Source organism: Rhodocytophaga aerolata (assembly GCF_030503435.1).
GTDB classification, from domain to species: Bacteria; Bacteroidota; Bacteroidia; order Cytophagales; family 172606-1; genus Rhodocytophaga; species Rhodocytophaga aerolata.
The window spans coordinates 18,181-42,800 of sequence record NZ_JAUKPO010000009.1 but is presented as its reverse complement, the minus strand read 5'-3'; the positions used below and the strand labels follow the sequence as shown (position 1 = coordinate 42,800).

Annotated in this window: 20 protein-coding genes; 11 read left to right on the top strand and 9 right to left on the bottom strand. The window is 42.9% G+C overall.

Annotated elements, in window-relative coordinates; all coding sequences use genetic code 11:
* Nucleotides 1–128 precede the first annotated feature (128 nt).
* The 3 genes from Q0590_RS16695 (at nucleotide 129) to kdsB (ending at nucleotide 2,892) form a co-directional block, all read left to right on the top strand.
* Nucleotides 129–1,481, top strand: a complete 1,353-nt coding sequence (locus tag Q0590_RS16695) for an NfeD family protein (RefSeq protein ID WP_302038716.1) — start codon at nucleotides 129–131, stop codon at nucleotides 1,479–1,481.
* Complete coding sequence (locus tag Q0590_RS16690; protein WP_302038715.1) at nucleotides 1,481–1,951, top strand: SRPBCC family protein; 471 nt, start codon at nucleotides 1,481–1,483, stop codon at nucleotides 1,949–1,951. The genes Q0590_RS16695 and Q0590_RS16690 overlap by 1 nt, the downstream gene beginning before the upstream one ends.
* Before the next feature lie 197 nt (nucleotides 1,952–2,148).
* On the top strand, nucleotides 2,149–2,892 hold the full coding sequence (gene kdsB, locus Q0590_RS16685) for a 3-deoxy-manno-octulosonate cytidylyltransferase (protein ID WP_302038714.1): 744 nt from the start codon (nucleotides 2,149–2,151) through the stop codon (nucleotides 2,890–2,892).
* Between the two features lie 65 nt (nucleotides 2,893–2,957).
* Here kdsB and Q0590_RS16680 read toward each other — a convergent pair whose 3' ends face one another.
* Entirely contained in the window at nucleotides 2,958–3,680 is a 723-nt protein-coding gene (locus Q0590_RS16680) for a proteasome-type protease (RefSeq protein ID WP_302038713.1), read from the bottom strand.
* Between the two features lie 326 nt (nucleotides 3,681–4,006).
* On the opposite strand from Q0590_RS16680, the gene Q0590_RS16675 reads away from it, so the two are divergent.
* Together Q0590_RS16675 and Q0590_RS16670 are read left to right on the top strand one after the other, a co-directional pair.
* Nucleotides 4,007–4,162, top strand: coding sequence for a hypothetical protein (locus tag Q0590_RS16675; RefSeq protein ID WP_302038712.1), 156 nt, complete (start codon nucleotides 4,007–4,009; stop codon nucleotides 4,160–4,162).
* Nucleotides 4,155–5,816: a GAF domain-containing hybrid sensor histidine kinase/response regulator gene (locus Q0590_RS16670; RefSeq protein WP_302038711.1), complete on the top strand. Its 1,662-nt coding sequence runs from the start codon at nucleotides 4,155–4,157 to the stop codon at nucleotides 5,814–5,816. The genes Q0590_RS16675 and Q0590_RS16670 overlap by 8 nt, the downstream gene beginning before the upstream one ends.
* 121 nt (nucleotides 5,817–5,937) lie before the next feature.
* Here the strand turns inward: Q0590_RS16670 and Q0590_RS16665 are convergent, their stop codons facing one another.
* Nucleotides 5,938–6,393, bottom strand: a complete 456-nt coding sequence (locus tag Q0590_RS16665; protein ID WP_302038710.1) for a hypothetical protein — start codon at nucleotides 6,391–6,393, stop codon at nucleotides 5,938–5,940.
* 346 nt (nucleotides 6,394–6,739) lie between these two features.
* Here Q0590_RS16665 and Q0590_RS16660 point away from each other — a divergent pair, with 346 nt between their 5' ends.
* Both Q0590_RS16660 and Q0590_RS16655 read left to right on the top strand, forming a co-directional pair.
* Entirely contained in the window at nucleotides 6,740–8,401 is a 1,662-nt protein-coding gene (locus Q0590_RS16660) for a glutamine--tRNA ligase/YqeY domain fusion protein (protein ID WP_302038709.1), read from the top strand.
* Between the two features lie 117 nt (nucleotides 8,402–8,518).
* A complete protein-coding gene (locus Q0590_RS16655; protein ID WP_302038708.1) occupies nucleotides 8,519–9,292 on the top strand; it encodes a phytanoyl-CoA dioxygenase family protein in 774 nt (257 codons plus the stop codon).
* Nucleotides 9,293–9,399: 107 nt separating this feature from the next.
* On the opposite strand, the gene Q0590_RS16650 is transcribed toward Q0590_RS16655, so the two are convergent.
* A complete protein-coding gene (locus Q0590_RS16650) occupies nucleotides 9,400–10,551 on the bottom strand; it encodes a glycosyltransferase family 4 protein (RefSeq protein WP_302038707.1) in 1,152 nt (383 codons plus the stop codon).
* Between the two features lie 215 nt (nucleotides 10,552–10,766).
* Nucleotides 10,767–11,546, bottom strand: coding sequence for an RMD1 family protein (locus Q0590_RS16645; protein WP_302038706.1), 780 nt, complete (start codon nucleotides 11,544–11,546; stop codon nucleotides 10,767–10,769).
* Between the two features lie 191 nt (nucleotides 11,547–11,737).
* Here Q0590_RS16645 and Q0590_RS16640 point away from each other — a divergent pair, with 191 nt between their 5' ends.
* A complete protein-coding gene (locus Q0590_RS16640; protein WP_302038705.1) occupies nucleotides 11,738–12,409 on the top strand; it encodes a hypothetical protein in 672 nt (223 codons plus the stop codon).
* A gap of 67 nt (nucleotides 12,410–12,476) precedes the next feature.
* On the opposite strand, the gene Q0590_RS16635 is transcribed toward Q0590_RS16640, so the two are convergent.
* Nucleotides 12,477–15,803: a UvrD-helicase domain-containing protein gene (locus Q0590_RS16635; protein ID WP_302038704.1), complete on the bottom strand. Its 3,327-nt coding sequence runs from the start codon at nucleotides 15,801–15,803 to the stop codon at nucleotides 12,477–12,479.
* A 139-nt stretch (nucleotides 15,804–15,942) separates the two neighbouring features.
* Between Q0590_RS16635 and Q0590_RS16630 the strand changes: the two genes are divergently transcribed.
* Both Q0590_RS16630 and Q0590_RS16625 read left to right on the top strand, forming a co-directional pair.
* Entirely contained in the window at nucleotides 15,943–16,695 is a 753-nt protein-coding gene (locus tag Q0590_RS16630; RefSeq protein WP_302038703.1) for a class I SAM-dependent methyltransferase, read from the top strand.
* 107 nt (nucleotides 16,696–16,802) lie between these two features.
* Nucleotides 16,803–17,762 carry a helix-turn-helix transcriptional regulator gene (locus Q0590_RS16625; protein WP_302038702.1) on the top strand — a complete coding sequence of 320 codons (960 nt, stop codon included), beginning with the start codon at nucleotides 16,803–16,805 and terminating at the stop codon, nucleotides 17,760–17,762.
* A 92-nt stretch (nucleotides 17,763–17,854) separates the two neighbouring features.
* Here the strand turns inward: Q0590_RS16625 and Q0590_RS16620 are convergent, their stop codons facing one another.
* The gene (locus Q0590_RS16620; protein WP_302038701.1) at nucleotides 17,855–19,162 is read right to left on the bottom strand and encodes a M20/M25/M40 family metallo-hydrolase; all 1,308 of its coding nucleotides are present in this window, start codon (nucleotides 19,160–19,162) and stop codon (nucleotides 17,855–17,857) included.
* Between the two features lie 154 nt (nucleotides 19,163–19,316).
* Between Q0590_RS16620 and Q0590_RS16615 the strand changes: the two genes are divergently transcribed.
* Nucleotides 19,317–21,188, top strand: coding sequence for an ABC transporter ATP-binding protein (locus Q0590_RS16615; protein ID WP_302038700.1), 1,872 nt, complete (start codon nucleotides 19,317–19,319; stop codon nucleotides 21,186–21,188).
* 41 nt (nucleotides 21,189–21,229) lie between these two features.
* Here Q0590_RS16615 and Q0590_RS16610 read toward each other — a convergent pair whose 3' ends face one another.
* The 3 genes from Q0590_RS16610 to fbaA all read right to left on the bottom strand — a co-directional run bounded on the left by Q0590_RS16610 (nucleotide 21,230) and on the right by fbaA (nucleotide 24,416).
* The gene (locus Q0590_RS16610; protein WP_302038699.1) at nucleotides 21,230–21,544 is read right to left on the bottom strand and encodes a hypothetical protein; all 315 of its coding nucleotides are present in this window, start codon (nucleotides 21,542–21,544) and stop codon (nucleotides 21,230–21,232) included.
* Nucleotides 21,545–22,096: 552 nt separating this feature from the next.
* Complete coding sequence (locus tag Q0590_RS16605; protein WP_302038698.1) at nucleotides 22,097–23,029, bottom strand: mechanosensitive ion channel family protein; 933 nt, start codon at nucleotides 23,027–23,029, stop codon at nucleotides 22,097–22,099.
* A 304-nt stretch (nucleotides 23,030–23,333) separates the two neighbouring features.
* Complete coding sequence (gene fbaA / locus Q0590_RS16600) at nucleotides 23,334–24,416, bottom strand: class II fructose-bisphosphate aldolase (RefSeq protein WP_302038697.1); 1,083 nt, start codon at nucleotides 24,414–24,416, stop codon at nucleotides 23,334–23,336.
* Between the last annotated feature and the right edge of the window lie 204 nt (nucleotides 24,417–24,620).

The following is a 24,620-nucleotide window of genomic DNA, read 5'->3' as shown; positions in this document are numbered from 1 at the left end:
AATTCAAGCGTAGATAGATTACGTCTTCTGATTTTGACACCCGCGGTTTAATATACAAAGGGCTTGCAAAAAAGACTTTTTGGTTTACTTCTACATCTTTCTATGGCAATTTACATGCTTATTGGGCTATGAACAACAGTTTTACAAAATGTTTGCTGATTATTTATCTGCTGGTAGCGGCCTTTAGTTCCATGGCACAGCCTGCTAAGGTGCATGTATTTGTGATGGAAATACGCGACCAGATAGACCCACGCATGACCAGGTATGTAAATCTGGCGCTGGAGGAGGCAACCAAAAGCAAGGCTGACTACCTGCTCATCAACATGGATACCTACGGAGGCACCCTGAACGATGCCGATATGATCCGGGCCAAGCTACTCAACTTTCCTAAACCCGTAATGGTGTTTATTAATCCGAATGCCGCTTCTGCCGGAGCCCTGATTTCTATTGCCTGCGATAGCATCTATATGAGTAATGGCGCAAGTATTGGGGCAGCAACTGTGGTTAATGGTGCAGGAGGAGAAGCCGCTCCTGATAAATACCAGTCGTATATGCGTTCGCTGATGCGGTCTACAGCAGAGGCCAATGGCCGCAATCCCCGCATAGCCGAAGCCATGGTAGATCAAACCATTCAACTGGACAGTATTAAGCAGGAAGGGAAAGTAATTACCCTTACCACAACAGAAGCCATCAAATACGGTTTTTGTGAAGGACGCGCCAACTCTATTGACGAAGTATTAAAAGAAAGCAATATCAAAAATTACCGCATATCTACCTACGAACTCTCTACAGTTGAAAAAATTATTGCTTTATTCTTGAATCCCTTTATCAGCGGACTGCTGATTCTGGCAATTATTGGGGGTATTTACTTTGAACTGCAATCCCCGGGAATCGGCTTTCCGCTACTAATTGCCATTGTAGCGGCCGTGCTATATTTTGTACCCTATTACCTGAACGGGCTAGCAGCAAACTGGGAGATTCTTGTTTTCTTTATTGGCCTGGTATTGCTTGCCGTTGAAATGTTTGTACTGCCAGGTTTTGGGGTAGCTGGGGTAGCCGGACTGGTCTGCATTTTTGGGTCTTTAATTCTGATTATGGTAGACAACGATTGGTTCGATTTTTCCCGGATTCCTGCCTATTCTCTGCGTGATTCGCTAACGGCTGTGGGCATTGGGATGATGGGAGCTATTCTGACTATCATTTTCGGAGGGGCGAAGTTTGTAAAATCTGAGCGGTTCAAGAAAATGACCTTGCAACACAAACTGGACAAAGATCAAGGATATACCTCTAATTTCCTTGAAAAACCCATGGTTGGCAGAACCGGACAAGCCTATACGGTGCTCCGCCCCAGTGGAAAAGTTATTATTGAAGATACCATTTACGATGCCTTTACCCGGGGAGATTATATTGACAAAGGATCTACAATAGTAGTAGTTGACCAGGAAGGCTCTTCCATAAAAGTCCGCAAAGTACAGGAATAATGGCTGTTATTGAACTGGATACCTTAATTAACGCACCTATAGAACGTTGTTTTTTGCTGTCCCTGAGTGTAGATGTGCATACGCTTTCTACGGCACATACTCAGGAGCGGGCTGTAGCTGGGATCATGTCAGGTCGAATGAAACTGGGAGATACGGTAACCTGGCGGGCAAGGCATTTTGGTATCTGGCAACAGCTTACTTCTAAAATTACAGCCTATCAATACCCCACTTACTTTTGCGATGAAATGATTAGTGGAGCTTTCCAAAGCTTCCGGCATGAGCACCATTTTATCCAACAGCTAGCTGGTACGCGTATGAAGGATGTTTTTTATTTTGAATCACCCTTGGGTCTGCTCGGTAAACTGGCTAATGGTCTGTTTCTCAAATCGTATATGTCAACTCTATTAGCTCAACGGAATCTGGTTATCAAAAAAGTGGCAGAAGGGAATGAATGGAAAAAGTTTACTTAAGAAACTTTTTGACTGTACGTGTTGCAAATAGAGCAAGGTATCTATAGAGAGGGTAATTTTTTTCTCAAACTATACAGAAATAGTAACCATGTATGCATTTATCTATTTTGACTATACCCACTAGCCTTTGTCTGCTATTTTAGGCTATATGCCCTATCACTATCCAATTTATTGGCACATTCTTTTACCTTTGCCAAATGACAACAATCCTTGGAATTATTCCTGCCCGTTACGCATCCACCAGGTTTCCCGCAAAAGCCCTGGCGCTGATTAATGGCAAAACGATGGTTCAGCGGGTATACGAACAGGCCCTACAAGCCAGTGCTCTTCAACAAGTAGTAGTAGCCACCGACCACCAGCTAATTTATGATCACATCCGCCAGATTGGTGGGCAAGTAGTAATGACCAGCCCGGATCATCCCAGTGGTACCGACCGTTGTTTTGAAGCCTTACAGAAAAGCCATTTTTCTTGCGATTACGTGATCAATATACAGGGCGATGAGCCGTTTATTCAACCCGAACAGATCAATATTCTGGCTGAATGCTTAAAAGATTCGCAAACGGAAATTGCCACTTTGGTAAAAAAGATAGAAGACCTGCAAACATTACTAGACCCTAATAAGCCCAAAGTACTGTTAAACACACGGGCAGAAGCTATTTATTTCAGCCGGCAAACCTTGCCCTATATCCGGGGGGCAGAAAAAGAACACTGGCTGGAGAAGCATACCTATTACAAGCACATCGGCATGTACGCCTACCGCACCGATGTATTAGCCCAACTTACACAATTGCCAGTTTCCAGCCTGGAGAAAGCCGAAGCTCTGGAACAACTCCGCTGGCTGGAAAACGGCTACCGCATACAAGCGGCCATCACTCCTTATGATACCATGGGCATAGACACGCCGGAGGATCTGCAAAAGGCTTTGGCTGCGATGCAATGAGTAATAAGGCTGCTTGGGTTTTTGAATCAGGAACAATCAACCTGGTTCAGCGTATGCTTACAAGCTTATGGTAATTTCTTTAGGGCTGCTTCCATCCAGTCTTCGGGAATTTGTTTGAGGGCTGCTTTTAGCTCTTCTTCCCAGAGGGCAGAAATCTGTTCCAGGTCTTTTTTTTCGTAGCGGTGTTCCACCATGTTAAAGGTATTTTTCTTATACAGCACCACATCTATGGGGAACTCTACATCGTTGGCACTTACCCTGGTAGAATCAAAAGACAGGAAACCAGCCTTTAGGGCAAGGGCCATGGAAGAATCACTGTTAAGTGTGCGGTTCAGAATGGGTTTGCCATAGCCGGAATTTCCAATAATCACAAAAGGTGATCCATGGTCCAGCTCTACCCAGTTTCCTTCCGGGTACAATAAAAACAACTTATGTTCTTCGTCGTCTTTCAGCTGCCCGCCAACAATAGTATTGAGGTTAAATTTCAATCCGGATTTTTCAAGGGCGTGGCGGTCTTCGTGGCTTACGCGACGTACTTGCTCACCCAGGGCATTTACGGCTTTATATAGGCGATTAAACCCCTCTCCTTCGTCTACCTGTTCCTGAAAGTAAATAAGGGCTTTATCGCGGATAGACCGTAATCCGCTGGTCATAATGAAAAGAGAATGGAGGTCTTTTTGCTCGACAAAAATTTTCTTTTTAACTGTGGTATCGGTACCGGAAGTAATGCGTGTATCGGCAATAGCCACGAGTCCGTCTTTCACCTTTACACCTAAACAATATGTCATAAGTCTGATGCCTGAATATTTTTAAGCTGCCAATGTACTTATTCAAACGTAAAATTCATACAAATAAAGCAGATAGTTGGCAGATACATTGGTTAAGATTTCATGCTGTTTTACTCGGTTATTACTACTATGTGGAAACTAATAAGCTATTTGTGTATCAGGCAGTTGCACCTAAAATTTACACCACAATCAGATAAAAACTTTCATCCATTACTTATCTGATGTACACAATTTTACGTTAAAGTTAAGTAAGTTAGCAAGCTTGGGCTATTTTGAAATTTCTGCCAATGTAGCAACGCCTTATTTTCCTACACACCACTTTTTGCATGTATGTATCGCGAATGCAGGCAGCCAAGCACAGCCTGCCAGATGTTGAGCCATCACAAGTAGCTGACCGGCAGAAACGAATTCTGATCAGACAAGCAAATAAATCTGGTCTGTTGTTAAATACTAGTTACGACCCCGTTAATTACTATGAATAATGATATAAAAAATGAGTTGCCTATCCCTGAAAATGAGCAGGAAAGGTTAGAAGCTCTTAATATATATTCTATTTTAGACACCTTGCCGGAAGAAGAATACGATGCCATTACCAAACTAGCTTCTTATATATGCCAGGTACCAATTGCCCTTATCAGCTTGATTGATAGGAACAGGCAATGGTTTAAATCCAGAGTAGGCATGGAAGTGCCGGAATCTCCCAGAAGTATTTCTTTTTGCCAGTACGCTATTATGGGCAGTGACATTCTGGAAATACCCGATTTGCAGCAGGATAAACGGTTTGCTACTAATCCATCCGTTACCACCTATCCTCATATCCGGTTTTATGCCGGAGCTCCGCTGATTACGCCAGACGGATATGCCTTAGGAACCCTGTGCATATTAGATACAAAACCACATACTTTACATGCAGAACAGCGAAATGCCTTGCAGACTCTGGCAAAATCCGTAGTAACCCAGCTGGTATTGCGGGAGCAGAAAAAGAAGCTCGAAGAAGAAAAAGAAAAAGCCCTGCAATCGGCCAGAGTGAAAGAACAGTTTTTGGCAAACATGAGCCACGAAATCCGTACACCGCTCAACGGCATTATGGGTTTAACGAATCTACTCCTCGCCTCACAGCTTTCCGGAGAACAACATACATTTCTCACCTACATTAAAAGTTCTGCAGACAATCTGCTCGGTATTGTCAACGACATTCTTGATTATTCTAAAATCGAATCGGGCAGTATGGCTCTTCAGGCAGTGCCTTTCAGCCTTCAACAGCTTTTTAAAAGAGTTATTGAGTTATTCAGTGCCAAAGCCGACCAGAAGGGCTTACAACTCATAGCCTCGTATGCGGATGAAATACCAGATACCCTCATCGGCGATCCCGTAAGACTCCAGCAAGTATTGAGTAATATTATTGACAATGCCGTTAAATTTACTGAATCGGGCAAGATTACGGTAAGCGTTGATAAACATTCGCAAGACGAGCAACAGATTACCTTGCTTTTCACGGTACAAGACACTGGAATAGGCATTGCAGAAGACAAGGTAAAGGATATATTTGAAAGCTTTACGCAAGCTGATAACAAGAATAACCGCAGATATGGAGGTACAGGTCTTGGACTAGCCATTGCCAAACGTCTGGTAGAAGCTCAGGGAGGCAAAATCTGGCTAAGTAGCCAACCTGGCAAAGGCACGAATTGCCAGCTTTTACTCTCGTTTCCGATGGGGACTCACTCAGAACACAGAGCTACTTCTCAATCTCAACAAACAGAAAAGATCATCCGGGTGCTGGTAGCCGAAGATAATGAAGTAAATCAGCTTATTATTGGTAAAGTACTCAGAGATGGTAAATTCAGGTTGACATTTGCCACTAACGGCGGACAAGTGCTGGAGCAACTTTCCCAGCAGGCATTCGATATAATCCTGATGGATATACAAATGCCTGGCATGGACGGGTTTGAAGCCATTAAACGCATCAGGAATTCTACAGAAGCTTACCACAGTATACCCATTGTTGCACTCACAGCCCATGTACAGAAGGAAGAGATTCAGGAATATATCGTAGCTGGTGCCAATGACTGCCTTCCCAAACCTTTTCAACCCGATGTATTAATCAGCCGGATAGAACAACTGACTAGCCAACAATAAACCAAAAAGAAAGGAATGAAGACCGCAGAAGGTAATATCTTGTATAAGATACTACGTTTCTTCCGTTTCTCATTCCTTTTCACATATGTAATAAATTACTTGCTAGTTTCCTGAAGGAGAATTACTTACCAAACATCCCCCCTAGGCCACCCAATCCGCCAAGTCCTTTTTTGAGCATATCGCCCATACCACCCCCCAGGTCACCGCCTAGCATACTGGCAATATCCCCATCCGATTTTCCGGCCGTTTGCGACTGAAATTTACTGAGAATAAAAGGTACAGCAAAGGTAGCTACCTGTTTGGACATGGCTTCCGGTAAACCCAGTTTGGAGATCAAGCTGCCAGCATACTGGTTCACAATATTGGTTACAATAGGATTGCTGGCTGTATTTCCGCCTTTCAGCATACTCATCAGTCCGCCTATATTTCCGCCAGTAGCTTCTTTTTGTAAGCCGCTCAGAATATTATCTTTGGCAAGATCTACAGCTGGCCCGGCTTTGTCGGCGGTCAGGCCGGTTTTCTGGGTTAATAACCCTGTCAGCTCACCTTTCATTGAATTAATGGTTTCCTGAATCATACTTTAGGATGTTTAAATGGTTGTAAATAAAATAAGTATTATACTATCTTCTGTAACGTTATTTTTGCTTTCCTATGATAGTTCTTCAACAGAAATATGGCGGAATTGTTCGGTTAGCTTTTACTTTGTCTGGCTTCCTGAGAGCTTTATGCGTTGGCAAAATTATTTTCCTCAACTTTCTTAAGATTGACTACCTGCTTTTGAGGCAGGATTGTTTATTTTGCAGAGAAATGGCAGATGAACTTATAAAACCAGATCTATTGTTTTTCAACCGTTAGGTTGCACCAACAATCATAGCGGTTCTGGCATTTGCCTTTTAACTGAACTTTTTATTATGAACATACCCATGAAAGAAGAGAGAAGTCTGAACTTTCTCGAAGAAATTATTGAAAATGACCTGAAAGCTGGCAAATATACAAGTATCGCCACCAGGTTTCCGCCAGAGCCCAATGGGTATCTGCACCTGGGCCATGCCAAAAGTATATGCTTGAACTTTGGCCTCACCAAACGGTATGGCGGAAGAACCAATTTGCGTTTCGACGATACTAACCCGGTTACTGAAGAAACCGAGTATGTAGAAAGCATTAAAAATGATGTGAAATGGCTGGGTTTTGAGTGGGCCGAAGAGTTGTATGCCTCCGATTACTTTGACCAGCTGTATGAATATGCCGTAAAGTTGATTAAAAAAGGCCTGGCTTATGTAGACGACAGCACCAGTGAGGAGATAGCCAAGCAGAAAGGCACGCCCACTACGCCCGGTACCGATAGTCCTTACCGCAGCCGCAGCATCGAAGAAAACCTGCGGTTGTTTCAGGAGATGAAAGACGGCAAATACAAGGATGGCGCAAAAGTATTGCGGGCTAAAATCGATATGGCGCATCTGAATATGCACATGCGTGACCCGATTATGTACCGCATTAAACATGCCCACCACCACCGCACTGGCGATAAATGGTGTATTTATCCAATGTACGACTTTGCCCACGGACAAAGCGATGCTATTGAAAACATTACGCATAGCATTTGTACGCTGGAGTTTATACCTCACAGAGAGCTATACGACTGGTTTATCCGGAATCTGGAAATTTTTCCATCCAAGCAAATAGAGTTTGCCAGGCTGAATCTGACCTATACGGCCATGAGCAAACGTAAACTGCTGCAACTGGTGAACGAAAAACATGTAAATGGATGGGACGACCCGCGTATGCCTACCATTAGCGGCATGCGCAGAAGAGGCTACACGCCAGATAGTATCCGGGAATTTTGTGACAAAATAGGGATTGCCAAACGGGAAAATCTGATAGATGTAGGCTTACTGGAATTCTGTGTACGGGAGCACCTGAATAAGATTGCTACCCGACGCATGGTGGTGTTTGAACCTGTAAAAGTGGTAATTACCAATTATCCGGAAGGCAAGGTAGAAATGATGGAGAGTGAAGATAATCCGGAAGATCCTAATTCAGGCAAAAGGCAAATGCCGTTCAGTGGTGAGTTGTACATAGAGCAGGAAGACTTTATGGAGAATCCACCGAAGAAATATTTCCGCTTGTCTCCAGGTCAGATGGTCCGCTTAAAAAGTGCCTATATTATTAGATGTGAGGAAGTTATTAAAGATGCTTCAGGCCATATTTCTGAAATCCGTTGTACCTACATTCCAGAAAGTAAGAGTGGCTCAGATACCAGCGGCATTAATGTAAAAGGCACGTTGCATTGGGTAAGTATTCAGCATGCCATACCAGTAGAAGTACGGCTATACGACCGCTTATTTAAAGTGGAAGATTTAGCAGAGGCAGAAGGCGATTTTAAAGATCATATCAATCCGAACTCCCTGCAAGTACTGCCAGCCGTTTATGCGGAACCTGCCTTGAAAGAGGCCAGGCCAGAAGACCGGTATCAGTTCCTGAGAAAAGGCTACTTCTGCATTGATCCGGATTCTACAGCAGATAACCTGATCTTTAACCGGACAGTTACCTTGAGAGACACCTGGGCCAAGGAAGCAAATAAGTAACTAAAAACCTGTTAGGATGAGAAACCTAACAGGTTTTTAATTTACCCCTGAACAGCAGCACGATCATCGGCGAATTACTAAGGAATCTTGACAAACTATTTTATATAGAAAATCAATATGCTTTCTCCAGCTTCCATCCAACAGTTTATTGAAAAAGGGTTTGTAAAAATTGAAGGTGCCTTTTCCAGAGAGCTGGCTGCTCAGGGACGGGAGATTTTATGGCAAGATACTGGCTGTGATCCGGATAACCCCGCCACCTGGACCCAGCCAGTGATCCGGCTTGGCGGATATGCACAGCCACCCTTTGCCCAAGCTGTAAATACCCCTCAACTCCATCAAGCATTTGATCAACTGGTGGGTGTGGGCCGGTGGCAACCAAGGAATAGTCTGGGTACGTTTCCTGTCCGTTTTCCAAGTGCGGAGAAGCCGGGAGATGATGGCTGGCATGTGGATGCTGGCTTTCCCGGAGAAGATGCAAATGATTTTTTCAACTGGCGGGTAAATATATATTCCCAGGGAAGGGCGTTACTTATGTTATTTCTGTTTTCAGATGTAGGTAAACAAGAGGCACCAACCCGTATTGCAGTGGGTTCACACCTGGAAGTAGCTAAGCTGCTGTTACCTGCCGGAGAAGCAGGTATGTCATTTATGGAACTGGCAGGAAAAATCTCTATAAGCCAGGAGTGGCCTGTGGAACTGGCTACCGGAGAGGCAGGTACCGTCTATCTATGTCATCCTTTTCTGGTACATGCAGCGCAGCCACACCAGGGCAAACAGCCCAGGTTTATGGCTCAGCCTCCTCTACTACCAGCCGGGCCTTTTATGCTTAACAGGGCTGATGGAGCCTATTCACCTGTAGAACAAGCCATCCGTTTAGGAATAAATGTATAAAATATACCTGTACAATAGTTACATATTTGAAATACGTTAGTATATTTGCCCAATCACTTTTCTGTAGCATCTGCACAACTACCTTTAAATTTAGAATTTGTTGCCTTTTACCTATTTATCTCCGGTAGTTGAACTACCGGAGATAAATGAAGGCACTTAAGAATACCTTCTGCATAATTATGCACCATATGGGTTAATGTATATTTTTTTGCAGCTACTTTACACCCTTCTACTAATTGCTCTCTTCTGGCTTCATCTTGCATAAGTTGACTTACTTCGTAAGCATACCTTTCCACTGTATCTTCTGTCATGACGCCATTCACCCCATTTTCCAGGTACTCAACCTCAGGGCTATGAAAAGGAAAGTTTGTCGTAACGGTAGGTGTTTGCTGGGCAAATGAGTCTAATACGGCCAGTCCTAACAAACCCGGCATCAAAAAAAGCCTGGCTATCTTAAAATACTTTACCTTCTCTAAGCCAAACTTTGGGCCTACATAATGCAGCCACTCTCTGGTAGAAGCTGCTTCTTTTACTACGCTTGCCTCTACCCCAGAGCCTACTACTATCAGGTGAAAATCTTTGACTTGCGCCCGGATCAAATCAGCGGCCTTAATCAAAAAATTGATCCGCTTTTCTTTGTAAATACCTCCCACATACAGACCTATATTATCGGATTGGATGCCTAATTCGTTTTTTAACTCCTCTGCATCAGAAGCCGTAAGTGAATTGTATTGATTCGTAAGTTCGGTAGTATCAATAGCGTTTTGTACCGTAGTGATTTTATCTCTGGGAAAGCCGTTTTCTGCCAGAAATTCTTTTACCTGGCTTGTATAGGCAAACCACCAGTCGCATCGGGTAAGAAAGGCTTTTTTAAAGGTATTCCGGAAATCATTTGGATTAGCCTGCCGGTTAAGTCCATGTCCCCAATAGGCTATTTTATGGCCTGAAAACAGCCGGCGTACCAGCAACAGATAATTAATGAGGTTTTTATTGGCCTGCTCTACAATCACTAAATCTTTGCCTGGTAAGTAAGGAAGGCTGGGTTGCCAGTAAAGCTCCGTATTACCCAGCTTGATTTCCTGAGTATCAATATAGGTGGCCCATTCCAGGTCGGCTTCGTCATTTTTCTGAGATTGTATATCCTTTCCGTACACCAGACTTAGTTCTACGCCGTTGGCAGCCAGGGTAGTCCGCAGTTTATTAAAAAAATCAATTCTGTAGTGGGGTAATAACCGTTGTATAATTAATACTTTCTTCATGACCGTAGATTGGGACTATGCACGTTGCAATGGTTACCTGTAAAATTCTGCTAAACGTACTTTATTTTCAACCTGTGCATGCAAAGCAAAACGCAAACCTGGCAAAAGAGTTATCGGCAGGTAGCTATATAGTCATCAACTACTCGTAACTTTTTCTCTTATAGCCAATCTGCCGGATTTTATCTTTACATCAAAATTACTGAATGTTAAGGCTCTCAGATTACTTTACTGATAAGCAGGTCTATTACTTCAAAAAGGATGAGTAAAATAATAATCCACTCCAGGCGGTTGCTTTCGCGGTGTTGTAGCTGATCGGTGAAAAGAGCCAGGTTGTCCTGTACAATTTTGAGTTCATAATCCAGCTCCCGGAAACGCATATTGATGTCGAATGTATCTCTGAGACCATGATCTAGCTTGCTGAGAAACTCATTTTCCCACACCGAATCTGGTGAATTAAACACATACAGGTTATCAAAAATATTGTTTTTTACGTTCAGGGTCCGGCCAATGTACTTCATCAGGTTGGTTTTGGAGATGCGGATTTTGCCGTATTTTTCCAGCTCATCGGTAAATTTGCGGGTACTATCCAGCACTTCACTTCCCATTTTTTCATAAAAGTCCATGGCAACCGACTGGGCAATATTGAGAATAATAATTTTTACCACATTTTCATTCCACTCCGGCACAGATACGGAATTGTAGCTGAAGGTGAGTCTGGCATTTGGGTTATAATCTACCAGCAGATCTTCTTTATAATCGCCATCTACTGGTTTTTCGGTATAGTTTTTCAGGAACTTGATAAAATCACTTTTCTCTACGTCGCTGTAGCCTACAAAGCCGACTACCCCATAATTGAGCACATACAAAAAGCGGTTGTTTTCCTGGGCATAAAACGCTTCGAAAGCACTGGCCGAATGCGGCGTACCAGTAAATTCAGCCCTGAATTTTTTTACATTAATCTGCTCGGCAACCAGGAATGTTTCTACCCGTAACATATAAAATAATTTACTTGCAAATTAATGCTTTTTAGTCAAAGCTTGCGGATAAAAACACATCTGGTCGAGTTGATAACCTTACTAAACAAGCCTTGACTATTGGTAAAATGCCTGTAAAATTGTATATTTAGCCACCTGAGAACTATTTTTGCAGGTATTTTGGTTCAACGCTTATAAAGTTCTAGATATATATGAAGAAATTAGTTATTCTCTGTTCAGCCTTATTTACTTTTACTTTTGCCGCACAGGCCCAACAAACTGGTTTGCCGGTTTCCGATGACCAGGCGGCTGTGGAGCAAACAGCTAATACGCCATTATACAAAGAACGCAAAAAGACATCTTTTTTAGAGAATCCCGACAAAACGGATTTCGATCTGCAGATAGGAACCAGTGTCGGTACGAATTTCCGCAATGGAAGCTACTGGAGCAATTATGCTGCGCCAAGTTTGAGGTATAACCTCCACCCCAGGTGGAATTTGAGTGTGGGTACTATGTTTGTAAACACCCAGTTTAATTCTCCAATGATGGCTTCTGAAGGTGCCGGTACCGGACGGATAAATAACTTTCAGACGTTTGTTTATACGCAGGGACAATATATGGCGAGTGAGCGTCTCCGGTTAACTGGTACCGCTTTCTATGAACTGAATCAATTTAGTGGCCCTGCCCTCCGGATGAATCCACAGGCTACCAACTTAACTTCTAAAGGTGCTTCCATTTATGCGGAGTACAAAGTTTCGGAACATTTTTCTATTGGCGCGGGAGCCCAGATATCTAATGGCAACAACTACCTGAGAAACGGATTATACGGTAACCCTGGAATTTACACACCTGGAATGCCCTTCAACTCAATGGGAGCCTGGTAAAAAATGTTGGCAACTAAAAAATAAAGTAACAACCCTCTCTAATTTTAACTTGGGGAGGGTTGTTGCTTTATGACCATCTTTCAATAAAGTCCGCATCAGTACAAACAATCAGCTTTTCTACGGCAGTATAGCCCATTTCATGTAAGAATCTACCATAGCGGTTTAGCAGACGCTTATCTTTTTCTTCTGGGGGGCAGGAAGTAAATTTTATGATATACATGGTATGCTGGAGCAGCACTACCCGGTCTGGCACTTGCAGGTTTACTGCTTGTTTACAGATAATATCTTTTGTAGAAATAAGCATTGCTTTTCTGGAAAAGAGCGGCTGTAACAACTCATTCTGCAACAGGGCCTGGACTTTAGTCATAAAAAGTGCTTCTTCTGCAGTTTCCAGCAAGCCTTCTTCAGACAAGGTAGTTAGTATTTTTTCCAGTTCATCGGCATACCTTAGCTGGCAAAGAGCATAGCTTACTAAATTGGGTAAGTCTTTTTTCTGGTCAAAATTTTCCAGATCAAACACCGTGGATGCTTTGCGGCTAAGCCTGGCTTTTTCTTGCCAGTCGGTGCTGATAATCTGGTTCAGCAGAAAATCTTGGTCTTCAGCCGCCACTTCTCCCTTTCTTTGATTTTTATTGCCTTCACAGATTGTATACGCATCTTTTCCGGTCTCCCAAATACCCCTATGCTTCAGATACTGATATAATAAATAGCTCACAGTAACCCGTCCTTTTTCTGTTTTCCTCTCAAAGTCATCTTTTTTTGCGAGTAAATACAGCCGATCGGCTGCCCGGGTAAGGGCTACATATAAGGTATTTAAACTTTCAATGAATACTTTTTCTGATTCCTTCTCAAACTGGCCTTTCAAGGGTGTACGGCCCAACTCTTTTACCGGCGAAACAGTAGCCATGCTGATTGGAATAGACTGAAGCTGTAAGGTGCTATGATCCAGTTGTTCGTTTTCCAGGCTTAGCCAAAGCAGATCGTTTTTGTTATGCGAAAACTCCCAGTCGGCAAAAGGCACAATTACTACCGGGTACTCCAATCCCTTGGATTTGTGAATGGAAGAAACCGTCACCGCCTGCCAGTCTTTGGGTGTGTTAATGCTGATGCTTTCCTTTTTCCGTTCCCAGTATTCCATAAAATCAGCCAGATGGTTGCTTTGCTTGATGCTGAACTCCAGCACCACATCCAGAAACCGGAACAGGTATGGCTGTTGCCTGGGCTTATCAAATACGTGCAGCAGGTGTATGAGTTTTTCTGCCAGTTCATAGATGCCAGCCTGTTGCAATTTATAGGGTTCCAGGGCATATCCTTTGTTTGCCAGATACTCATAAAGCGGCTCCAACGAAGGGCTTTCCAATACGTTTTTTACCTCGTCGATAGTGGCATCTGGCAAGGTTTGCAAAATATAGGTATGAAACAGGTGTAGCGCTTCGTAGCGGTACAGCACATGGTCGGGCAGGCAAATTACCCGGAACAGGGCAATAAGCAATTGAATGGAAGGAGCCGATTGCAACACCAGAGAATCCTGTGAAATTACTTCTATGTTATTCTCTTTCAGAAAAGTAGCAACCAGTTTTCCGGACGTGTTACTGCGGTTGAGGATGGCTATATCCCGGTATTCGTAGCCAGCGGCCAACGCATCCTGTATAATGTTCCAAATAGCTTCTAAAGTAAACCGCTGATAGGGAGATAACGCACTGACTGTTAGTGGAATTATGCCTTCTTCTGTCCGTTCTATAAACCGTACCTCAATATGGCCGCCGGTTTTCGGATTGGCTGGTGTCTGCTGCTCGAAGTATGCATCATAGACATCAGCTAATAAAGCTCTTTCTTCTTTGTAGAGTTCTACCAGCAAGCGGAAAAGCTCGTTGTTGAAAGTAATAATTTCCTTGGCACTGCGGTAATTAGTGTTGAGTTGCTCAGCCAGCAGCGAGTGTTCAAAGGTTTCGTAGCGGAGCTTTAATAGTTCTGCCTGATCGTGCCTGGCCACCAGTTCGCGGAAACGTTTCTGGGTAAGAAAAACAATCTGCTCCATTTCGCCACCCCGCCAGCCATAAATGGCCTGTTTGGCATCTCCTACCAGCATATTAAAATGCCCTTTGGCTACACTGTTCTCTACCAGTGGAAGCAGGTTATTCCATTGCAGCACCGAGGTATCCTGAAATTCATCAATTAAGATATGGTTGTATTTTTCTCCCAGGCGTTCATAAATAAAAGGGACTGGTTCCTGCAATACAATGTTGATGATGGCTTTGTTAAAGTCGGAAATATGCACCACATTTTTTTCCTGCTTTATCTGCGCCACTTCTTTGTTGATCTCATGAATAACCGATAGTTTATAAAAATGCCGACCAATCGCCTGCATCAGCATATATTCCCCTTTTAGCTTTTCAATCGTTTTATAATAGGTGAGAAGCGTTTCAGATATAGCATTTACTACTTTGCGTTGGGGTTCCTTTATGGCTTTGGGTGCCCAGTCAGCATTTTCAATTCCATTTTTAAAAGCATCGGTAGGCTCCCAGATAATGCGGCTTTCTACGTCTGCGTTAATTTTGTCGAAATAGCCAAATATCCCATTCATGCCTCCTACAAAAGACTTATTATCTAAGCCATTACTGGCAATTAGTTCCAGGGCTTCATCAGCCAGGGAAGCGACCTGTCCTTTTAGCAATTCTCTGGATTCGATCAGCTGTTTATTTATCTCCTTAAAGTCTTTCAGACTCAGCGTTTGTAGTTTATTTACCGCTTTAAATACTTTCTCATTTAGCAAGTGCAGCCCGAAATTAGCCAGGTCGCCAGACAAATTATTCCAGCTTTTGCCATCTTCGGCTTTTTCCAGGGCATATCCCTCCATTAACTCCGACAACAGGGTTTCTTCCTCCTCTCCTACTCTCTCCAGGAGCCGGTCTACCGCATTGTCCAGCAGTTCGGCTGCTTCCATGTCTACCTCATAGTTGAAGGGAATATTTAATTCCTCGGTAAAAGCACCTACCAGGCGGTTAACAAAACTATCTATGGTGCTTACCGCAAAATCAGAATAGTCGTGAATAATATTGCGGAACACCTTGGCCGCCCGTTTACGCAAAATGCCAGCAGTTACTTTCTCCTGATTACTATGCTGGTTGAGTTCCTCCACCACTGTTTGTAGCAACAGCACGTTGGCTGCCCGTTTGTTTTCAGGTAACGCAGCCTCATCCGCAAACCCTTTCAGTGCCAAAAGTATCCGTTCCTTCATTTCATTGGCTGCATCGTTGGTAAAAGTAATGGCCAGTATCTGTTTGAAATAGGCGGTATTATCCGTTTGCAAAGCCAGTTTCAGGTACTCTTTGGTAAGCGTATAGGTTTTGCCTGACCCGGCAGAAGAAGCATATATTTTGAAAGGATATTGCACGGATAAAGGTTGGTTGTGCCTAAAATAACAAACTTATCAACAAAAGAGTAAAAATACGGTATGTTTGTTAGGGTATTTAAGGAAATATATATCCGATTTACTTTTTTTGCCAGACACTCCGTTAGTAGATTCCTTGCTTATGAAACCACCTGTAGACAATTTTTCTAAACAATCTGCCCAGTATTCTTTGTACCGGCCCAGGTACCCGCAAGCGTTATATGAGTTTTTGTATAGCCATATCTCCGGCAAAGAAGCTGCCTGGGATTGTGGCACCGGTAATGGGCAAGTAGCAGTAGAACTCTCCAGGAGAATGACGCATGTATGGGCGACAGATATTAGTGAAAACCAGCTTAAACAAGCCCCTGCCATTACCAACATTACGTATATACAAACCAGGGCAGAACAAACGGATTTTCCCTCCAATACATTTAACTTAATAACCATTGCGCAGGCTATACACTGGTTCGACTTTGAGAAATTTTACCAGGAAGTCTACAGAACTGCCAAGCCTAATGCTCTAGTTGCTGCTTGGGGATATGGCTTACTGCATATAGATCCCCTACTAGACCCTATTATAGAAGCATTTTATAGTGACCAGATTGGCAACTATTGGGACAGTGAGCGGAAATACATTGATGAAGACTACCAAACCATTCCTTTTCCATTTAAAGAAATACCTACCCCTATGTTTGCTATCGAAGTAAACTGGAATTTACCGGAACTGGAAGGCTATTTCAATACCTGGTCTAGTGTGCAGAAATACATGGCGAAGCATCAACACAATCCGGTTACACCATTTATTGAGCAGCTCCGAGCCCACTGGCAAACACCTACTGACAGAAAATCAATCCGTTTTCCGGTATTTATGCGGGCAGGCAGAATAGTGAAATAACACCGGATGCGTAAGGCACATTGAAGCAAGGAAGACGATAAAATGATTGTTTTTAAGCAGATATTTCGCGTAATTGGAGATAGATTGTTCCATCAAACTTTTTAGCCTTGAACCGGATAGACAGACTTACGGCCATACTTATTCAACTACAAACAAAAAAAGTAGTAAAAGCTCAGGAAATTGCCGACCGCTTCAACATCAGCTTACGCACTGTGTACCGCGATATACGTGCCCTGGAAGAAGCCGGCGTACCCATTGGTGCAGAAGCTGGCATTGGCTACTTTCTGGAAAATTATCACCTGCCTCCAGTTATGTTCACCACTGAAGAGGCCAGTGCCTTGCTGCTGGGAGCCAAGCTGATAGAAAAAATGTCGGATCAATCCATTAATAAAGAGTTTAATTCGGCTTTGTATAAGATAAAATCGGTATTGAAGTCAGCAGATAAGGAACATGTAGAAGACCTGGAGAACCGGGTACAGGTATTGAAGCCAGTGAAATCGCAAGTATTCTCAAACGATTTTCTGACCACCATTCAGCAAGCCATTGTTAAGAAATGCACCTTACTTCTGGAATATTTTTCTTACTACAACGAAGCAACCACCAAACGCGAAGTAGATCCTATCGGCATTAGTTACTATGGAGAAGGCTGGCACCTGATCGCTTTCTGCCATCTTCGGCAGGATTACCGCGATTTCCGGGCCGACCGGATTATTCAACTAACGAATACTGGCCGGATGTACAAAACTCAGCACCTTTCGCTGCAACATTATTTTCAGCAGTATGGCACCCCTCAGAACCTGGAAGAAGTAGTAATCCTTTTCGACCAGCAAATGTGCCGGTTTCTGGGAGAACAAAAACATTTGTACGGCTACCAGTCGGAAGAGCGGCAGGGCGAAAAAGTTAGAGTTGTTTTTAATACGGCTTACCTGCAATCTATGGGAAGATGGCTGCTCAGTTACGGAAATGCGGTTCAGATTGAAAAACCGGAACGCCTGAAAGACATCATGATAGATCTGGCTTCAGAAGTTCAGAGCCACTATCTGCATCAGGAAGTAGAGAATTTGTAGTTTACATAAGATAAACAACCCTCTCATAACCAATTAAATTTGTGAGAGGGTTGTTTATTTTATTAGCATTTCTCTTTCTAAAAAACGTTGTATTACCTCAAGGCGGCTGCATTTACCCGACTGGGCGTATCCTTTCCGGCCACAATACTGCTGGCACTTTGGGCAATTGCCCGGATTACTTGTGTCATATTAGCAATATCCAGAGAATCGTATTCGTCGTCTACACTGTGGTAACGTTTGTCAATATCAATCTCATCGGTGGAGATGCTGTGTGCCGGTACGCCTAATCTGGCTAAGGTGGCATTGTCGGAACGGTAAAACAGGTCCTGGTCCGGATATGGGTCAGCATGGAAGGTAAACTGTGTACCATCCAGGTTCTTTTGCAGGATTTTACCAAAGTCAGATTTCTCATAACCGGTAATCCAAGCTGTGTTTTTTCCGAATTTTGAAGGTTTGCCAATCATTTCAATATTAAACATAGCCACTACCTTTTCCGGGTCCAGTTGCTTAGAGAAATATTGCGAACCATAGCCGCCAATTTCTTCGGCTGTAAAAGCTACAAAAATCAAGCTACGGGCTGGGGCTTTTTGTTTCTTAAAATGTTTAGCCAGGGTAATTACGGCAGTAGTACCGGACGCGTCATCGTCGGCACCATTGGCTATAGAATCTCCATCCACTGGTTTTAAAATACCTATATGATCGTAATGTGCTGAAAAAACCACTTTCTCGTCTTTTTGCTTTTTTCCAGGAATTATGCCCACCACATTGCTGATCTGAGAGGTTTGTACCTGGTTAGTTACCTTTACCTGATAGCTGGCAGGCTCGGCAGTTTCATGCAGCACTACTACCAGTGACCCTTGTTCTGCAGCCGTACTTGCCAGACTCGTATTCCCTTTGCCAAAATAATTACGGTATTTGGTAAAAATATCCTGATGAGCCGGGTTGATCAATACCAACGTGTTTTTGTGAGCTTTCATTAACTCACCCATTTTCTGAGAGTAGCTATCCTGGGCACCAATACTTACTACATCAATAGCTGCACCGCCAGATTTTTGCCATTGCAAGCCAGGCTGGTCGGTTATAATAAATACCTTGCCCGGGTCAACGGCCTGATCGTTAATTTTAACTTCAGGCGTGCCCGGTTTTATGCGGTTTACAGTAAAGGTTTGTTTATAGCCCGACAGGCCAGGCAGGGTTTTCAGGCCAATGGCTTTAAATTCTTTTGCAATAAAGTCTGCTGCTTTTTCCGAAGAAGGTTCAAAGGTTTTTCTTCCTTGCATGTCATCGGCTGACAAGGTTTTTATCAGACGGTCTACATAGGCTTGTTCTATGCCCTGCTTTTGGGCAAAAGCCGCACCTGTGAATAGGAGCAGAAAAATAAGGGAATATACCTTTTTCATACAATTGGTTTTTACAAACATAGTATCTGGAAGGCAGAAAAGAAAACATGGTATCTTGGTCCGGAAACTTTATTTCCTGCTTTCACCTTTATCAATTTAAGAAGCCTTCAAGTGTTCTCTTACATGCTTCCCCATCTTTATCTGTTATTTCTTCATGGCAATATTCTCCAGTTTTTTGAACAATGGAAAGGGAAATGGCAGCCGCCGTTCCGACAAAGATAAACCCCTCACCTTCCAAGACAGAATGGGGGCTTTGCGTAACCTTCCGCAGTTTTTCCGGCTTGTATGGCAAACCAGTCCGCCGATGTTTGTCGGCAATATTATACTCCGCATCGTCCGTTCAGCCCTGCCAGTGCTGATGCTCTACCTTGGCAAGTTGATTATAGACGAAATTGTACAGGTTACGCAGCTGCCTGCCCCCCGTGACCTGAGTTACCTCTGGCAACTGGTGGGCCTGGAACTGGTACTGGCTATTGTGTCCGATGCGTTAAGCCGGGCTATTGCCCTTTTGGATAGTTTATTGGGAGATTTGTTTGCCAACCAGACATCTATCCAATTGATGGAGCATGCCGCCAAACTAGACCTGGATCAGTTTGAAGATTCTACGTTTTACGATAAACTTGAACGGGCCAGGCAGCAAACGCTGGGCAGAACAGTTTTACTAGCCCAGGTACTGGGGCAAGTACAAGACATGATTACCATGGTTTTTCTGGCTACCGGTCTGGTGGTGTTTAATCCATGGCTGATATTATTGCTGGTACTGGCTGTGGTTCCTGCATTTTTAGGGGAAGCGCATTTCAACGAAAAAAGCTACTCGCTGGTACATGGCTGGACACCTGAACGGCGGGAACTGGACTATTTGCGGTATACTGGTGCCAGTGATGAAACAGCCAAAGAAGTGAAGATATTTGGTTTGTCAAACTTCCTTACCGACCGGTACCGTAGCTTATCCACACAATATTACCATGCAAATAAGAAACTGGCTGTAAAACGGGCCTCGTGGGGTAGTTTATTTGCTGCTATTGGCAGCGCAGGCTATTATGGAGCCTATGTTTTCATTATCTGGCAAACGGTAAGCGGCAGTATTACACTGGGTAGTTTAACTTTTATGGCGGGTTCCTTCCGGCAATTACGGGCTTTGTTAGAAAGCATGCTCAACCGGTTTGTCAGTGTATCACAGGGAGCTTTGTACTTGCGTGATCTGTTCGACTTTTTTGAGATACAGCCTAAAATTAATTCTCCCCAAAAGACCCGGGCATTTCCCCGGCCAATTAAACATGGGTTTGTATTCGAAGATGTAGGCTTTAAATACACCAATTCGGATAAGTGGGCCAACAGACATTTATCTTTCCATTTACGAGCTGGTGAGAAGCTAGCCCTAGTCGGAGAAAATGGTGCAGGTAAAACTACGTTAGTCAAGTTGCTTGCCCGTTTATATGACCCTACAGAAGGACGTATCCTGCTGGATGGCTATGATCTGCGTGAATATGATTTAACTGAACTACGGCAGGAAATTGGTGTAATCTTCCAGGATTTTGTAAAGTTCCAGATGACGGCCTCTAATAATATTGCCGTTGGCCGGATTGCCGATAAAGAAAATAAAAACCGAATAGAACACTCTGCTCACCAAAGCCTGGCCGACACGGTAATTGACCGATTACCTGGAAAATATGAGCAGGTACTGGGACGCCGGTTTGCCAAAGGCGTAGAACTATCCGGAGGCGAATGGCAAAAGATAGCCTTAGGCCGCGCCTATATGCGTGATGCACAAGTGTTGATTCTGGATGAGCCTACAGCAGCCCTGGATGCCAGAGCAGAGTATGAAGTATTTCAGCGGTTTGCAGATCTTACGAAAGGAAAAACAGCTGTATTGATTTCTCACCGCTTCTCTACCGTGCGCATGGCCGACCGCATATTAGTATTAGAGAATGGAGAGTTACTGGAAATTGGCAGCCATGAAAATTTACTGGCCAACGATGGCCGCTACGCAGAGTTATTCCGGCTTCAAGCCAGAGGTTATCAATAGAAAAGGTGTATGTGTAGGGTGGTAGAGTAGCAAAAAATTATTTAATCCAGCAGCATAGGCAGTTGATTCGCTTCTATTTGCAAATAAATACTACCCAAACCTTCTGCCTGATTATAGGCTTTAATAAAGTCGTTTTTAATGCCCAGGTAAGTCATTATCTTTTCAACATTCACACCCTGGATGGTACGCTGGCTGTATATTCCTCCGGCAGGAACAAAGCTGAACAGCTGGTAACTGTACTTTTTTTCACCTTGCTCGGAATACGAACCATGAATACGCAGAAATGCATAATACTTGCATAACGTTTCGAATGTCCTGTAAGGACTGGGAAGACTGGAGATTATTTTTGCTACCATACCCCGTAAAAATATTACATTTATCCCAGTTTTTCCAACATTTTAACTAATTATCCATAAAATGTATTTTATTTAAATAATAATATTCCTTTTGGCAGGCAGGCTAAGCAAATTACTAGAGTAAGGACATGTAAGGAAAGTGTACCTGAAAAAAGTGAAGTAAGTTTTAGATCAGAAAGAAGAAACAGCTTATTGAAATGTTTAGAATAATTCCTGGAATTACATTTTACGCATGCGATTTTTTTCTACGTAAGGTTACTTGCCAGATAGGTTTGCAGGGTATAGAAAAGCATTGACTAAGTTTTGGGTTGAAGAGATGAAGCAAAAAGAGTATTTAGGCTGTGTAGAGGTTCAGGTATACCCTTATATATCACCTGCTTCCGGCTGAAAATAAGCTGCCTACACCATGTAGTCTATTCAATTTGGAAGGCTTGCTAACAGCAAAAAGCCTGGCTTATGGGCTCAGGCTTTTTGCTGTATAAAATAACGATGAGTTGGTAGGGTGAGATCTGGAAGATCCGTTGAAGACTAGGTATCTCTTATTTTCCGGTATTATTCTTCATCTTCCAGCACTTTTTTATTTGCCGGACGTTCGCTGATAAACCGGATGATCTGTTCAAATACGTATTTCTTTATTTCTTTTTCTAATTGCTTATTGTTAGCCAGCAAAGCAAACTGAAGTTTCAGCGAAATAGCATACAAGCTGATTTTAGTTACTCTGAACTCAATGGTGCTGTAGCCAATCAGTTTAGCATAGGCTCTTAGGCACTCTTTAATATACAATTCCATTTCCGGCACATGGCAACCCTGGTCCTTCTGTAATTCAAATTCCATGCTTACCTTATATCCATTATGCTTGGTGTAATTCACGACATCGGTGGTAAAAACAGCATTGTTGGGAACAAAAATCAAGTCGTTGTCCTCATTCAACATATGTACGTTGATAAGGGTAATATTGACGATTTTACCTTTATGCTCCCCTATCTTTACATCATCGTTGATGGACAATTGATCTGAAAACATCAGAATCATGCCGTTGATCATGTTCGAGATATAGTCTTTAGATAACAGGGCTATGGCAGCAGCCACGATACTAATGGATGTGAGAAACTGAATAATTCCCACATTAAAAAGCACGAACAACGAAATAATAAGGGCCAGAAACGATAAGATGGATGAGATCTTATTGATGCCAATGATAAAATTATCTTTAAAATCTTCTTGCCGGCGGTTTTTCTTAATATACCAGTAGACCAGTATTAGTCTGCTAAAAGTAATTACCAGGCTGGTGGTAATGTAAAAGAGAATTGCTCTAATAATGCGGCTGGTTACGCCATTTAAATAATCAAGCAGCTGGTAGTGAAATGTAATATAGAGAACAGCAATAAATCCTACTAGTTGCAGGGCAAAGAGAAGCCGTTTCCTGCTTTCTTCCGCAGAAATTTTTTCAAAACGTATTTTCAGGATCTTACTTTTGGAATCCATGAAGGGTAAAGGAAACTGTGTGGTTGATCACAAAAGTAGCTATAAATTGATCTTGCGTGGACGATTATTTATTGCTATGTAATAAAGTAACAAAAGTCACTCCGGCACTCATGGGAAGATTTTGCCTAACGGTGGTTACCTTGGCAGGGAAGCCAAAACTTCCGAATAAATTATCCCTATTCAGGCATTCAGGGGCTATTTTTATTCTTCCATTGCTTTCCCTTATTTGTAGGGATAATGTAATATAGAAATAAAAAAAGCCACCCGGGCAGGCAGCTTTTTTTATTCTACTAAATTATTACAATCAGATATTTCTGTTCATAGCATTCAGGTCTTCAAATGCTTGTTTTAGTCTGGCAATAAAGGTTTTCTCGCCTTCACGCAGCCACACTCTTGGGTCGTAATACTTTTTATTCGGGCTATCTTCGCCTTCCGGATTACCAATCTGGCCTTGCAGGTAGGCTTTTTTGCCTTCATAATAATTCTTAATGCCCTCCCAGAATGCCCATTGCATATCGGTATCAATATTCATTTTTACGGCACCGTATTCGATGGCTTCTCTGATCTGGTGTTGAGGTGAGCCTGACCCGCCATGGAACACAAAATTAACCGGGGTAGCCGAATTTAAATTATATTTTTTACGGATAAATTCCTGGGAGTTTTTCAGAATCTCCGGACGCAGGGTTACGTTGCCTGGTTTATATACGCCGTGTACATTACCAAAAGCCGCTGCCACCGTAAACCGGTCGCTTACCTGGCCAAGTTCTTCGTAGGCATAGGCTACGTGTTCAGGCTGGGTATACAGGTGTGTGCTATCTACTCCAGTGTTGTCTACGCCATCTTCCTCACCGCCGGTTACCCCTAGTTCGATCTCCAGTGTCATCCCTAGTTTACTCATGCGTTTGAGGTAGGTTTTGCAAGTCTGCACATTTTCTTCCAGCGGCTCTTCTGATAAGTCGAGCATATGAGAGCTGTATAAAGGTTTGCCGTGTTGTTTATAAAACTTTTCTCCGGCATCCAGTAAGCCATCTATCCAGGGCAGCAATTTTTTAGCTGCATGATCGGTATGCAGAATTACTGGCACTCCGTATAATTCAGCCACGGTATGTACATGTTGTGCACCGGAAACAGCACCTGCAATAGCAGCCTTTTGCTGATCATTAGACAATCCTTTTCCGGCAAAAAATTGAGAACCGCCATGGGAAAACTGAATGATTACCGGAGAATTTACCGCTTTGGCCGTTTCGAGCACAGCATTTACTGAATTGGTACCTACCACATTTACGGCAGGCAATGCAAAATTATTTTCGTTTGCATAATTCAACAGTTCATGTACCGCATCACCGGTTAATACACCTGGCTTAAACCTTGAAGCAACTTGAGTCATAAGAGTAATTATTAATATTATTTTATCAACACTATCTAAATAACACAGGTTTACAAAGCCTCTGCTATTTTGTCTCAAGTATAGCTATAAAAGCAGAAAAAAACCATTAAACCGCCAGATAATAAAACCAGATAACTTTTTTCCATCATTTAAAAGAAGTGAAACCATATTTAGCTATACAACCGTTTATCAGAATTTGCTTAT

Bases quoted from the DNA above. Each gene is read 5' to 3' on its own strand.
- Q0590_RS16680 (WP_302038713.1), bottom strand. From the start codon at position 3,680: ATGACATATTGTTTAGGTGTAAAGGTGAAAGACGGACTCGTGGCTATT.
- Q0590_RS16620 (WP_302038701.1), bottom strand. From the start codon at position 19,162: ATGAAAAAGGTATATTCCCTTATTTTTCTGCTCCTATTCACAGGTGCG.
- Q0590_RS16690 (WP_302038715.1), top strand. From the start codon at position 1,481: ATGGCTGTTATTGAACTGGATACCTTAATTAACGCACCTATAGAACGT.
- Q0590_RS16670 (WP_302038711.1), top strand. From the start codon at position 4,155: ATGAATAATGATATAAAAAATGAGTTGCCTATCCCTGAAAATGAGCAG.
- kdsB (WP_302038714.1), top strand. From the start codon at position 2,149: ATGACAACAATCCTTGGAATTATTCCTGCCCGTTACGCATCCACCAGG.
- Q0590_RS16695 (WP_302038716.1), top strand. From the start codon at position 129: ATGAACAACAGTTTTACAAAATGTTTGCTGATTATTTATCTGCTGGTA.
- Q0590_RS16640 (WP_302038705.1), top strand. From the start codon at position 11,738: ATGAAGAAATTAGTTATTCTCTGTTCAGCCTTATTTACTTTTACTTTT.
- Q0590_RS16645 (WP_302038706.1), bottom strand. From the start codon at position 11,546: ATGTTACGGGTAGAAACATTCCTGGTTGCCGAGCAGATTAATGTAAAA.
- Q0590_RS16675 (WP_302038712.1), top strand. From the start codon at position 4,007: ATGTATGTATCGCGAATGCAGGCAGCCAAGCACAGCCTGCCAGATGTT.
- Q0590_RS16660 (WP_302038709.1), top strand. From the start codon at position 6,740: ATGAAAGAAGAGAGAAGTCTGAACTTTCTCGAAGAAATTATTGAAAAT.
- Q0590_RS16650 (WP_302038707.1), bottom strand. From the start codon at position 10,551: ATGAAGAAAGTATTAATTATACAACGGTTATTACCCCACTACAGAATT.
- Q0590_RS16630 (WP_302038703.1), top strand. From the start codon at position 15,943: ATGAAACCACCTGTAGACAATTTTTCTAAACAATCTGCCCAGTATTCT.
- Q0590_RS16665 (WP_302038710.1), bottom strand. From the start codon at position 6,393: ATGATTCAGGAAACCATTAATTCAATGAAAGGTGAGCTGACAGGGTTA.
- Q0590_RS16610 (WP_302038699.1), bottom strand. From the start codon at position 21,544: ATGGTAGCAAAAATAATCTCCAGTCTTCCCAGTCCTTACAGGACATTC.
- Q0590_RS16605 (WP_302038698.1), bottom strand. From the start codon at position 23,029: ATGGATTCCAAAAGTAAGATCCTGAAAATACGTTTTGAAAAAATTTCT.
- fbaA (WP_302038697.1), bottom strand. From the start codon at position 24,416: ATGACTCAAGTTGCTTCAAGGTTTAAGCCAGGTGTATTAACCGGTGAT.
- Q0590_RS16655 (WP_302038708.1), top strand. From the start codon at position 8,519: ATGCTTTCTCCAGCTTCCATCCAACAGTTTATTGAAAAAGGGTTTGTA.
- Q0590_RS16615 (WP_302038700.1), top strand. From the start codon at position 19,317: ATGGCAATATTCTCCAGTTTTTTGAACAATGGAAAGGGAAATGGCAGC.